This is a genomic window from Mycolicibacterium wolinskyi str. Jessa 2025, assembly GCF_049241375.1.
GTDB classification, from domain to species: domain Bacteria; phylum Actinomycetota; class Actinomycetes; order Mycobacteriales; family Mycobacteriaceae; genus Mycobacterium; species Mycobacterium wolinskyi.
On sequence record NZ_CP185960.1, the window covers coordinates 2,284,395 to 2,296,499 of the forward strand.

At 65.2% G+C, this 12,105-nt stretch carries 13 protein-coding genes; 9 read left to right on the forward strand and 4 right to left on the reverse strand.

Going from position 1 to position 12,105, the window contains the following annotated elements; translation table 11 throughout:
- Window positions 1-90 precede the first annotated feature (90 nt).
- The gene (locus ACOI2T_RS11405; RefSeq protein ID WP_067847649.1) at window positions 91-1,383 is read right to left on the reverse strand and encodes a cytochrome P450; all 1,293 of its coding nucleotides are present in this window, start codon (window positions 1,381-1,383) and stop codon (window positions 91-93) included.
- 191 nt (window positions 1,384-1,574) lie between these two features.
- On the opposite strand from ACOI2T_RS11405, the gene ACOI2T_RS11410 reads away from it, so the two are divergent.
- The 5 genes from ACOI2T_RS11410 to ACOI2T_RS11430 all read left to right on the forward strand — a co-directional run bounded on the left by ACOI2T_RS11410 (window position 1,575) and on the right by ACOI2T_RS11430 (window position 4,715).
- Complete coding sequence (locus ACOI2T_RS11410; RefSeq protein WP_409501288.1) at window positions 1,575-2,180, forward strand: TetR/AcrR family transcriptional regulator; 606 nt, start codon at window positions 1,575-1,577, stop codon at window positions 2,178-2,180.
- Window positions 2,181-2,374: 194 nt separating this feature from the next.
- On the forward strand, window positions 2,375-3,103 hold the full coding sequence (locus ACOI2T_RS11415) for a hypothetical protein (protein ID WP_409501289.1): 729 nt from the start codon (window positions 2,375-2,377) through the stop codon (window positions 3,101-3,103).
- A complete protein-coding gene (locus tag ACOI2T_RS11420) occupies window positions 3,100-3,852 on the forward strand; it encodes a hypothetical protein (protein WP_409501290.1) in 753 nt (250 codons plus the stop codon). The genes ACOI2T_RS11415 and ACOI2T_RS11420 overlap by 4 nt, the downstream gene beginning before the upstream one ends.
- 2 nt (window positions 3,853-3,854) lie before the next feature.
- The gene (locus ACOI2T_RS11425) at window positions 3,855-4,454 is read left to right on the forward strand and encodes a cytochrome c oxidase subunit 3 family protein (RefSeq protein WP_409501291.1); all 600 of its coding nucleotides are present in this window, start codon (window positions 3,855-3,857) and stop codon (window positions 4,452-4,454) included.
- Window positions 4,455-4,457: 3 nt separating this feature from the next.
- A complete protein-coding gene (locus tag ACOI2T_RS11430) occupies window positions 4,458-4,715 on the forward strand; it encodes a cytochrome C oxidase subunit IV family protein (protein WP_409501292.1) in 258 nt (85 codons plus the stop codon).
- 78 nt (window positions 4,716-4,793) lie between these two features.
- On the opposite strand, the gene ACOI2T_RS11435 is transcribed toward ACOI2T_RS11430, so the two are convergent.
- Window positions 4,794-5,939 carry a thiolase family protein gene (locus tag ACOI2T_RS11435; protein ID WP_067847634.1) on the reverse strand — a complete coding sequence of 382 codons (1,146 nt, stop codon included), beginning with the start codon at window positions 5,937-5,939 and terminating at the stop codon, window positions 4,794-4,796.
- A complete protein-coding gene (locus ACOI2T_RS11440; RefSeq protein WP_409501882.1) occupies window positions 5,936-6,376 on the reverse strand; it encodes a Zn-ribbon domain-containing OB-fold protein in 441 nt (146 codons plus the stop codon). The genes ACOI2T_RS11435 and ACOI2T_RS11440 overlap by 4 nt, the downstream gene beginning before the upstream one ends.
- Window positions 6,377-6,431: 55 nt before the next feature.
- Here ACOI2T_RS11440 and ACOI2T_RS11445 point away from each other — a divergent pair, with 55 nt between their 5' ends.
- On the forward strand, window positions 6,432-6,965 hold the full coding sequence (locus tag ACOI2T_RS11445) for a VOC family protein (protein ID WP_409501293.1): 534 nt from the start codon (window positions 6,432-6,434) through the stop codon (window positions 6,963-6,965).
- Between the two features lie 22 nt (window positions 6,966-6,987).
- On the opposite strand, the gene ACOI2T_RS11450 is transcribed toward ACOI2T_RS11445, so the two are convergent.
- Entirely contained in the window at window positions 6,988-7,704 is a 717-nt protein-coding gene (locus ACOI2T_RS11450; RefSeq protein WP_409501294.1) for an enoyl-CoA hydratase/isomerase family protein, read from the reverse strand.
- Between the two features lie 58 nt (window positions 7,705-7,762).
- Between ACOI2T_RS11450 and ACOI2T_RS11455 the strand changes: the two genes are divergently transcribed.
- The 3 genes from ACOI2T_RS11455 to ACOI2T_RS11465 are packed head-to-tail and all read left to right on the forward strand — an operon-like array spanning window position 7,763 to window position 12,077.
- The gene (locus ACOI2T_RS11455) at window positions 7,763-9,340 is read left to right on the forward strand and encodes an AMP-binding protein (RefSeq protein WP_409501295.1); all 1,578 of its coding nucleotides are present in this window, start codon (window positions 7,763-7,765) and stop codon (window positions 9,338-9,340) included.
- A 35-nt stretch (window positions 9,341-9,375) separates the two neighbouring features.
- Entirely contained in the window at window positions 9,376-10,566 is a 1,191-nt protein-coding gene (locus ACOI2T_RS11460) for an amidohydrolase family protein (RefSeq protein WP_067847621.1), read from the forward strand.
- Between the two features lie 29 nt (window positions 10,567-10,595).
- A complete protein-coding gene (locus tag ACOI2T_RS11465) occupies window positions 10,596-12,077 on the forward strand; it encodes a FadD3 family acyl-CoA ligase (RefSeq protein ID WP_421877265.1) in 1,482 nt (493 codons plus the stop codon).
- The last annotated feature ends 28 nt before the right edge of the window (window positions 12,078-12,105 follow it).

Sequence of the window (12,105 nt, forward strand, 5' to 3'; positions counted from 1 at the left end):
CAGAATCTCACCCTCGCGGTGTGAGAGTCACATTCTCACTGTCGGAGAATAGCAACGCGACGCTGGCGAGATTCCGAACGGGTCGGCCGGCTACCGCACCGGGTCGAACGTGATGTGCAGGTCGGTGAGGCCGCGGAGGATGAAGGTCGGCTCGTAGGTGTAGCGACGGTCGTCGGCCGGGCCGTGGTACTCCTCGTCGATCGAGATGTCGGCCATCCGGTCGAGAATCCGCTCGATGGACACCCGGCCCTCGACCCGGGCCAGCGGCCCGCCTGGGCAGCTGTGTACGCCACGGCCGAAGGCGATGTGCTCACGGACATTCTTGCGGTCCAGGCTGAACGTGTGCGGGTCTTCGAAGCGGACCGGATCGCGGTTGACCGCGCCGGGGCACACCATCAACGTCGTCCCGGCAGGCACGTCGACCCCACCGAGTTGGGTGTGCTTCTTGGCCAACCGGAACTGGCTTTTGACCGGGGCATCCATCCGTAAGGCCTCCTCGACGAATGTCGGGATGCGGCTGCGGTCCTGCCGCAGTGCCTCCTGGACGTCGGGGCGGTCGCCGAGCACCCGCAGCGACGCCGACAGCAGTTTGGTCGTGGTCTCCTGACCGGCCGCGAAGAGGAATGTCGCAGACCGAACGACCTCGATGACGGGTGGTACGGAACCGTCCGGGTAGTTCGCCGTGGCGAGTGCGGTGAGCACGTCGTCGCGGGGTGTCTTCCGACGGTCTTCGAGGTAACCGATGAACTTCTCGTCGAGCCATTCCAACGGGTTGCTCGACACGAGGTCGCCGTCGAGGGACCCGACCTGCGCACCGGGCCGGGGCGCGCCCAGCACCGTGCGGAACTCCTCGTGGTCTTCCTCCGGGACGCCCAGCATGTCGGCGATCACCAGCAGCGAGAACGGCTTTGCGTAGGCGCTGAGGAATTCACACTTGCCGTCGGCGATGAAATCGTCGAGACACTGGTCGGCCAGTCGCCACATGAAGTCCTCGTTCTCCTTCAACCGCCGCGGTGTGAGCAGCCGATTGAGCAGGGAGCGGGCGTTGGTGTGGTCGGGCGGATCCATGGTGACCATGTGTTCGAACATCGGCATCTGCGGGCGATGCTCGGCGATCTGCTCGGTGATGTCGTCGCCCTCGGGGGTGAAAGGCAGCGGCGGGAAGGGACCGGCCACCGCGATGCAGGACGAGAACGTGTCGGTGTCCTTGAGTACGTGGGTGGCTTCTTCGAAGCTGGTGATCGCGAGGACACCGTAGTTGGGCTCGCGCACCACGGGGCATTTGCTGCGCAGGTGGTCGAAGTACGGATGCGGGTCGGGCACCAACGACGGGTCGGTGAAGTAATCGATCGAGTCGTAGTCGGGCGTCGCGGCCTCGGTCATGATGCACTGCCTCCGAATTCAATATGCGCTGCGGCGTTTTCGCGGCGGGCTGCACCGCGCGAATGGAAAAACACGAAAAGTGCTGAGCACCTGCTTAGCATGGCGCTAGAGTCGTGGTCAAGATCACTCGGCGCGCCGAAGTTACGATCTGGCTGAGGCATCGTTCGAGTTGCGAGGAGAGGGGCCGGGGTATGGCATCGGCGCGAAGGATCGGGGCGCCGGACGCGAAGAACCGCATCGTCCTGCTCGACGCCGCCGAAAAGTTGATGATCGAAGAGGGCTATGCCGCGGTGACGTCGCGCCGCGTCGCCGAGCACGCCGGTCTCAAGCCCCAGCTGGTGCACTACTACTTCCGGACGATGGACGACCTGTTCCTCGCAGTGTTCCGCAGGCGTGCCGAGGAGGGCCTCGTCGAACAGGCGCGCGCACTGGATTCGGCGCAACCGCTGTGGGCGTTGTGGCGGTTCGGCACCGACCCTGGCGCCACGCGTCTGACGATGGAGATCATGGGTCTGGCCAATCATCGGAAGGCGCTGCGCACCGAGATCGCGCACTACGCCGAGAAATTCCGCGAGGAGCAGACCAAGGCGATGACGGCTGCGCTTCGGCGGTACGGCGTCGACTCCTCCGACGTGCCGCCTATCGTCTGGACGATCTTCGCGACGAGCGTCTCGCGCGTGATGGTCATGGAGCAGGCCCTGGGCATGTCCGCCGGTCACGCCGAGGTCCTGGAGTTCTGCGAAAGCTGGCTGCGCCGCCTGGAGGGCGAACCGCAGCCGATCGAAGTGTCTGCCTGAGCCGCTCATCCCGCCGGCGCGGCAGCGTGCGGAAACATCATTTTCGTATTGTAGAACGTCATTTCCGTACGGCGTTACGGTAAGGCCGATTTTTATCCGCCGAGACGTTGACTCCCGGGTAGCCGTGCGGCTACGGTCGCCGAGAGTAGCCGATCGGCTAGGGCCCTGCCGACGCGAAGGGACGTGGTGCACCGATGAACACCACCGCGCAGCGAATCAGCCTGTGGATCACCCCGTTCTTCGGTGGTGTCCTGCTCATCGCGGTCCTCGCCTTTCCTGGCTTCTGGCCCCCGATGTCACCGCAACTGACCGCCGAGCAGGTTGCCGAGTTCTACCGGCAGAACAGCACGATGATCCGGTTCAGCATGATCACGCTCAACCTGTGCGCCATCATGCTGGTCCCGTTCTTCATGGTGATCGTGGTGCAGATGAAGCGGATGGCGACACCGAGCACGGTGCTGGCCTACAGCTATCTTGCCGCGGTCTCCACCGGTGCCACCATGTTCGCGATCGCCGACATCTTCTGGCTCGTCGCCGCATTCCGGCCGGAGCGCGATCCGCAACTGACCATGCTGCTCAACGATTTCGCCTGGTTCATATTCGTCGCACCGGTCGGATTCGTCGTCGTCGCTAATCTCATTCTGGCACTGGCGGTCTGGCTCGATGCCCGGCCTGAGCCGGTGTTCGCCCGGTGGGTGGTCGTTGTCAATCTCGTTGCGGCGGCTGCGATGACGCCCGCGGTCGGCTCGGTGATCGTGCAGTCCGGTCCGTTCGCCTGGGACGGAGTGGTCTCGTTCTGGCTGCGGTGGGGCGCGTTCGTCGTCTATCTGGTGCTGATGTTCGTCGCCGTGCACGGCGCGATCCGTCGACAGCGTGCCGAGGAAACCTTGCCGGACAAGGCATCCGCGGTGGTTGCGTCGTGAGTGCCACGCTGGCGCTGTCCACCGGGAACGCCCGCTCGGACTGGGCCGACCGGCCCAAGCTCGACCTGTGGATCTGCTGGTGGACACTGCCGGTGTTCTACAACCTGTTCGGGCTCATCTTCTGCGTCCTCACCCGCGTGATGCCGCCCCCGCGGCCCGACATCGGCCCGGATCAGATCGCCGGCTTCTTCGATGACCATTCGCTGACGATCCGGATCGGCTTTGCGCTGTTGATGTTCCTGATCGGATTCACCGGCGTGGCCAACGGCCTCATCGCCTATCAGATCAAACGGATGTCGGTCGCACCGGTCTTCGCCTACGGCTACATTGCCGCTCTCGTCGTCGGAGCGGTACCCGGGTGCCTGATCCCCGCGTTCGCATTCCTTGTGGCGGCGTTCCGGCCGGATCGCGACCCGCAGATCATCGCGATGCTCTACGACTTGGCACTGCTGTCCTTCGTCGGGTCGCTCGGCTGCTTCGCCACGCAGAACATGGTGCTCGCCCTGGCGATCTTTCTGGACCGCAACGAGATCTTCCCGAAGTGGTTCGGCTACATGTGCATCTGGATGATCGTGACCGAGATCCTGGCCGGCCCGGTGTTCATCTTCAAGGCCGGACCGCTGGCGTGGAACGGCTCGATCAGCTTCTGGATGGGCACCGCAGTGTTCGTGCTCTGGGAGATCTGCATCATCCGGTTGCTCTACTCCGCGATCAAGACCCAGCCCGTCGATGAACAGGTTCAGGACTAGCCATGACGGACACTCAAACGCCCGAACTGCACCAACAGTCGACGGGCACCCGTACGCCACATGTGCCGGGCGGCAAGGACATCTGGGTCTTCGTCCTCGGCGACCTCGTGATCTTCTCGGGCTACTTCGTCGTCTTCATGGTTTACCGGGCCCAGCAGCCCGAGCTCTTCCTGCAATCCCAGCAGCATCTCGATCTCACCGTCGGCGCCGTCAACACTCTTGTGCTGCTGACCAGTTCATGGTTTGTCGCGCGCAGTGTGATGGCCGCCCGCGACGGCGACATCGCCCGCGCGACACGCCTCACGGTCTACTGCGGTCTGTGCGGCGTGTTGTTCCTGGCGGTCAAGGCCTTCGAGTGGTCGACGAAGATCGCCGAGGGATATACGTTCCCCAGCAACGATTTCTTCATGTTCTATTACCTGCTGACCGGAATCCATGGTTTCCATGTGGCGCTCGGCCTGGTGTTCCTCGGGGTCAGCTGGTATCAGCTGCGAACCTCGACGCGCAATCGGATGTCCGTGATCGAGACCGGCGCGACCTACTGGCACATGGTCGATCTGCTGTGGGTCGTCATCTTCGCGCTCGTCTACGTAATGAGGTGACCGATGAACGTGATTCGGCGTATCACCGTCGTCTGGGCAATCCTGTGCGTGGTCACCGTGGTCTCGTGGTGGCTCGGTCACGGCGCGGCAGTGGCCAGCGTCCCGATCACCGTGTCGGTCGTGGCGCTCGCGGCGATCAAATGCCGCTTGATCATTCGCGAGTTCATGGAGGTGCGCACCGCACCGGCATGGCTGCGATTCGGTACCGACGCCTGGCTCGCGGCGCTGTCTGCGACCGTGCTCGCCATTTACTTGTGGTGACGCTCTTTCCGCGAGCAGACGCAGAATCGCACTATGGCAAGCGTTCTGGTGCGAGTCTGCGTCTGCTCGTGCAAGGAATTACAGCGACAGGATCGTGGCCGACGCGGTGCCGGGCGCCCCGTACACCTGAGCCAGGCCGACGCGCGGATTGCCGGGCACCTGGCGGTCGCCGGCTTCGCCGCGCAATTGGCGCACCAGCTCGTGCATCTGGCGCAGGCCCGACGCGCCGATCGGTTCACCGTTGGCGATGAGCCCGCCGTCGGTGTTGACCGGGATCGACCCGTGGATCTCGGTGGCGCCGTCGGCCAGGAGTTTCTCTTGCTCGCCGTCGGCGCACAGCCCGGTCTCGGCCATGTGGATCACCTCGGCGCCGGCGTCGGTGTCCTGTAACTGGGCGATGTCGACGTCCTCAGGCCCGATGCCCGCGGCCTCATAGGCGGCCTTGGCGGCGTACACGGTCGGTGAGGCGTCTTCGTCGAGCGGGGCCGAGGTGGCGTGCACCTCGTAGGCGCCGAATGTCCGGGTGCGAATCTCACTGGCCCGCACATACACCGGTTTGTCGGTGTAACGATGCGCGATGTCGGCGCGGCACATGATCACCGCGGCGGCGCCTTCGTCGGGTGCGCAGAACATGTACTGCGTCAGCGGATAGTTCAGCACGGTCGAGTTCAGGATCTCGTCGACCGAAATCTCCTTGCGGCGGAAAGCGTTTGGATTCAGTGCGCCGTTGCGGAAGTTCTTGTTGGCCACGCGCGCCAGCGTCTCCTGCGAGATGTTGTGCTTGTGGATGTAGTGGTTGGCTTTCATCCCGAAGAACTTCGTGGTGACGAACTGGCCGTTCTCGGCATACCACTGGGGGAGGGCCAGCTTGGCCGGATCGTCGGTGAACGCCCCGCGGGGATGCTTGTCGAGACCGATCGCGATGCCGATGTCGTACTTGCCCAGCCGGATCGTGTCGGCGGTCTGCTGGATCGCGCTGGCGGCCGTGGCGCACGCGTTGAACACGTTGGTGAAGGTGATGCCGGTGAGCCCGACCAGGCGGGTCACCGCGTCGGGGTTGGACACCTCATAGCTGCCGCCGAACCCGAACTGGATGTCCTTCCATTCCAGCTTGGCGTCGGCCAGCGCACCCTGGATCGCCTCGGCGCCCATCTGCATCGCGGTCTTGTCGAAGCGGCCGAAGGGGTGGATGCCGACCCCGATGATGGCAACATCGTTGGTCATTGGGAGACCTCCGGGGTGAAGGCGAACGTGACGATCTCGTTGCCGTCCTCATCGGTGGTGAACGGGATCATGGTGAGTTCGACGGGTTGGCCGAATTGCAGTTTGGCGGGGTCGTTTTCGGTGAGTCGGCCTTCGACTCGGATGGTGTCGCCGAGTTGGACCAGGCCGACGCCGAAGGGGACGAAGTCTTTTCCGGTGGGGCCTTTGTAGGGCGGTCCGGGTGGGAAGCCCTGGGTGGTCCAGGCGATGAGGGTGCCGCGGCGGGGCAGCAGGGTCTCGGTGGTGTTGGCACTGCTGCAGCGCGGGCAGCGGGCCTGGGCGGGGAAGGTGGTGGCCGAGCAGTCCGCGCAACGGCTACCGATGAGCTGGGGGTTCTCCTCGGGCCAGGTGGAGATCTCCGGCGCCAGAGCTTTCTGTGTTGACACGTCGCTGACGATAATGGGAAATGCAATTCTCGTCTAGTGAGAACCGACTACCAATTAGGCTGCACGCATGGGTTCCGACAAGTCCGTCCTACCCGGGACGGTCTGCCAGATCGGCTATGTGGTGCCCGATCTCGATGACGCCATTTCCGGCTGGCTCCAGATGGGCGTCGGCCCGTGGTTCGTCATCCGCGGGCTGCCGCAGCGGGTCACCTTCCGTGGCGAGCCCTGCGCGGTGACGCTGTCGATGGCGCTGTCCAACAGTGGCGATCTCCAGATCGAGCTGATCCAACAGCTCGACGACACCAGGAGTGTCTTCACCGAGTTCCTCGACACCACGGGCGGTGGGTTTCACCAACTCGCCTATTGGGCACCGGATTTCGACGGCGCGATGGCCAAGCTCGACGACGCGGGCTGGCCAAAGGTGTGGTGGGGCGGCGAAGAGGACGGGGTGCGTTTCGCCTACTTCGAGCCGCCCGCCGGGGCGGCCATCGTCGAGATCATGGAACTGACCGACGCCTCACAGGGCATGGCCACATTCGTGCGTCAGGCCGCAGCGCGGTGGGACGGCAGCGATCCGGTCCGCGAACTGACCGCCGGCTGACGCGCCACTCGGCGAGGGTCTGTCACTTCCCGCGGTTCATCACCTTGTCGGCGGCCGCCCAATGCTCGTCGGCGACCCACAGGCGCGCGAACGCGGCCACCGCCTCGGTGGTCGGCACACCGGCCATCACGCGCTTGATCTCCCCGGCCGGCCTGCTCGCGAGCGAGCGTGCGATGGCCCGCCAGCCGTCGGCGAACTCGGCGCGCGGCAACACCTGGTCGATCAGGCCGAGGCGCTCGGCCTCGGCGGCGCCCAGTATGCGCCCGGTGCCGGCGAGCAGCAGCGCCCGGCTACCGCCGACCAACTTGGTCAGGCGCTCGGCGCCGCCCCAGGCCGGCATGATCTCCAACGCGACCTGATTGAAGCCGATCTTGATGTCGTCGGCGGCGATCCGGATGTCGGCTGCCACCGCCACTTCGGCGCCGCCGCCCAGGGCGTGGCCGTTGAGGGCCGCGATCACCGGTCCAGGAAACCCGGCGATGCGGTCGCAGATCGCGCGCATGCGCCACGCCATCGACGCCGCCTCGAGCTCGGTGCGCAGGGCGGCCAGTTCCTTGAGGTCGCCTCCGGAGACGAAGGCCCGGTCGCCTGCGCCGGTGATCGCCAGGGCGCGCGATCCGACGGCGCCGTCCAGCGCCTTGTTCAACTCGTCCATGGTGTCGAGCGAGATGGCGTTGCGGGCATGGGGCCGGTCGATGGTGACGACCGCCAATTCACCGTCGAGTTCCAGGTCGACCATCAATCGTTCTCCAGTTCCGGTATTGGCATTCTCGCTGGCTGAGAATAGCATCACCGTCGTGCGCGACATCCCCGTTGAGCTGACCAAACGGTACGTCGAAGAAGGATGGTGGACGCCGGAGACGCTCGGCCAGATACTGGCCGACGGCTTGGCGGCCAACCCCGACGCCGCGTTTCACGTCCACTCCGACGTGCGGCCATACACCGGGACCTTCCACGATGTCGAGCTGATCGGCCGCCGGCTCGCCGCCGGACTGCGGGACCGAGGCGTCGGACCCGGCGACGTGGTGGCGTTGCAGCTGCCGAACTGGATGGAGGCGGCGGCCGCATTCTGGGCCTCGGCCTTCCTCGGTGCCGTGACGGTGCCGATCGTGCACTTCTACGGTCGCAAGGAACTCGGCCACATCCTGGCGACCGCCGAGCCGAAGGTCTTCCTCACCACTGAACGGTTCGGTCGCATGACGTTTCACCCCGACCTGTGTGCCGAGGTGCCGATCGTCGGGCTCGTGGGCCAACCGTCGTTCGACGAGCTGCTCGCCGACGAACCCATGACAGGCACCGTCGCCACCGATCCGGCCGCCCCGGCACTCATCGCATTCACCTCCGGTACGACGCGCGATCCCAAAGGTGTTGTGCACAGCCATCAGACGCTCGGCTTCGAGACGCGCCAGCTGCTGGAGAACTACCCGCCGGACCGGGGCAGGCAGCTCACCGCGACGCCCGTCGGACACTTCATCGGCATGCTGGGTGCCTTTCTGATCCCCGTGCTCGAAGGCGCGCCCATCGACCTGTGCGACGTATGGGATCCGGGCAAGGTCCTCAAGCTGATCGAATCCGACGGCTTGTCGATCGGCGGCGGGCCACCGTATTTCGTCACCAGCCTGTTGGACCACCCGGATTGCACACCCGAGCACATGGCGCATTTCAAGACCGTCGGCCTGGGCGGGTCCACCGTGCCCACGGCGGTCACCCGGCGCCTGGCCGATCTCGGGATCTTCGTGTTCCGGTCATACGGCAGCACCGAGCACCCGTCGATCACCGGCTCGTCCCCGTCCGCACCCGAGGCCAAACGGCTGTACACGGACGGCAATCCGCGTCCGGGAGTCGAGATCCGGCTGGGCCCTGACGGCGAGATCTTCAGCCGCGGACCGGATCTGTGCCTCGGCTATACCGATGACGCGTTGACCGCCAAGGTGTTCGACGACGAAGGCTGGTACCGCACAGGCGATGTCGGGATTCTCGACGACGACGGCTATCTGACGATCACCGATCGCGCGGGCGATCTCATCATCCGCGGCGGCGAGAACATCAGCGCGCTCGAGGTCGAGGAGGTGCTGCTGGCCATGCCGCAGGTGATCGAGGCGATCGTGGTCGCCGCTCCGGACGCGCGTCTCGGCGAACGCGTCGCCGCGGTGCTGAGGATCAAGTCCGGTGAGGCCATGCCCACGCTGGAGCAGGTGCGGGCGCACTTCGAGAACACCGGGGTCGCCCGGCAGAAATGGCCGGAGGAACTGCACGAGGTGCCGGAGGGTCAGGACTTCCCGCGGACGGCCAGCGGCAAGGTGCAGAAATTCCGCGTCCGCCAGGCCGTACGGGAGTCGGCCGCCGCGGGGGATATTGCGACATCCGTACAATGAGAATACGATTCTCGTGATAAGAAAAGGAGTGTTTCATGGGGCAACTGTCGCATCGGGTTGACATCCCGTTCCCGCTGTTCGACGCGGACAACCACCTGTACGAGCCGCCGGAGGCGATGACCAAGTACCTGCCCAAGGAGTACAAGGACGTCGTCCAGTACGTCGAGGTCAACGGCCGCACCAAGATTGCGCTCAAGGGCCAGATCAGCAACTACATCCCCAACCCCACGTTCTCGGTGGTCGCCAAGCCGGGAGCCTGGGAGGAGTACTTCAAGTACGGCAACCCGGACGGCAAGAGCAAGCGCGAACTGTTCGGTGAGCCGATGAAGGCCATCCCGGCATTCTTCGAGCCCGAGCCGCGCATCAAGGTCATGGACGAACTCGGCGTCGACCGCAGCCTCATGTTCCCGACGCTGGCCAGCCTGATCGAGGAACGCCTCTCCGACGATCCGGTCGCCATCCATGTGCTCATCCACGCCCTCAACCAGTGGCTGGACGAGGTGTGGGGCTTCAACTACCAGAACCGCATCTTCACCACCCCGGTCATCACCCTGCCCATCGTCGAGAAGGCGATCGAAGAGCTGGAATGGTGCGTCAAGCGCGGCGCCCGTGCCATCCTGATCCGTCCCGCGCCGGTGCCGGGCTTCCGCGGGCCGCGCTCGTTCGCGCTGCCCGAGTTCGACCCGTTCTGGGAGCGGGTCGTCCACCACGACGTGTTCGTCGGCATGCACTCCTCGGACAGCGGCTACTCCCGGTACACGTCCGAGTGGGACGGCGCCGCGCAAGAGATGCTGCCGTTCCAGACCAACGCCATGGCGATCCTCAACGAGTGGCGGCCGATCCAGGACGCGGTGGCCTCGTGGGTGATCCACGGCGCGCTGTTCCGGCATCCGAAGCTCAAGGTGGGCATCGTCGAAGCCGGGTCCAAGTGGATGTTCCCGCTGCTCGACTCCATGGCCGAGGTGTGGAAGAAGGCACCGGAAGCGTTCTTGGGCAACCCGATCGAGGAGATCAAGAACCGCATCTACGTCAGCCCGTTCTATGAGGAGGGCATCGACGATCTGATCAACCTGATCGGCGTCGATCAGGTGCTGTACGGCTCGGACTGGCCGCATCCCGAAGGCCTGGCCGAACCGACGCATTACGTGACCGCGCTCGAGCACCTGTCCGTCGAAGATCAGGCCAAAATCATGGGTGGCAACCTGGGTCGTCTCGTCACGACGTGACCGGCGTTCCTTGGCAGACCATCCCCGAGATGGTCCTGAGCGCAGCGGACCGGTTCGGCGACGCCGAAGCCGTCGTCGACGGTCCGCTGCGCTTGACCTTCAGCCAGCTCACCGAGCGGGTCCGCCGCGCGGCGGGCGCGTTCAACCGGCTCGGCGTCGACCGGGGCGATCGGATCGCCATCTGGGCGCCGAACTCGGCGGAGTGGATGATCGCCGCGTTCGGGGCACTGACCGCCGGTGCGGTGGTGGTACCCGTCAACACCCGGTTCAAGGCCGAGGAGGCCGGCGATGTCATCCGGCGCAGCGGCGCGAAAGCCGTTCTGCGTCAACAAGGTTTTCTCGGCCAGGAGTTCGAGGTGCCCACCGGGGTACCGGCGATCGAGTTGAAGTCGGACTTCCTCGAAAGCGGGCCCGCGTATGAAGCGCCGGACCTGAGCGGCACCGACATCGCCGACATCATCTACACCTCGGGAACCACCGGCCGCCCCAAGGGCGTCATGATGAACCATCGGCAGACGCTGCGGCTCTACGCCGAATGGTGCGATCTCGCCGATCTGCGCGAGGGCGACCGCTACCTCATCGTGAACCCGTTCTTTCACACGTTCGGTTACAAGGCCGGCTGCATCGCCTCGCTCATCCGCGGCGCCACGGTGCTGCCCGTTCCGGTGTTCGACGTCGACGCCGTGGTGGAACTGATCGCGGCCGAACGCATCACGATGCTGCCCGGCCCGCCGACGTTGTATCACTCGCTGCTTGCGGTTGCGGACAAGACCAAGCTGGCCACCCTGCGGGCCGGCGTGACGGGCGCCGCCGACATACCCGTCGAACTCGTCCGCCGCATCCATGAGGAACTGCCGTTCCAAACTCTGGCGACCGGATACGGCCTGACCGAGGCCGGAACCGCAACCCTGTCGCGGCCGGGGGATTCGTTCGAGGACATCGCCACCACGGTCGGCACCGCGTGCGACGGCGTTGAGGTCACCGTGGCCGAGGACGGTGAGGTACTGGTCCGCGGCTACAGCGTGATGCAGGGCTACTTCGACGATCCGGCCGCCACGGCCGAAGCCATCGATGGCGACGGCTGGCTGCACACCGGAGACCTCGGCACGCTCGACGACAACGGTCGGCTGCGCATCGTCGGACGCAAGAAAGACATGTTCATCGTCGGCGGTTTCAATGCCTACCCCGCGGAGATCGAAGGTTTCCTGCTGGAGCATCCGGACGTTGCGCAAGCCGCCGTCATCGGCGTCGACGACGAACGGCTCGGCCAAGTCGGCAAGGCCTTCGTGGTCGTCAAGCAACGGCCGGATGCGACGCGGGATTCCGTTTCGGCCGAGGATCTGATTGCCTGGAGCCGTGAACGCATGGCCGGCTACAAGGTTCCGCGGTACGTGGAGTTTCTCGACGAGTTGCCCCTCAACGCCACGGGCAAGGTCATGAAGGATCAGCTGCAGACCCGGTTACGGACGGAAGACCAATCAGAATCGGCTGAGCGTTCGCACAGCATGTAAACATCATTTCCGCAGTAAGAACGGCATA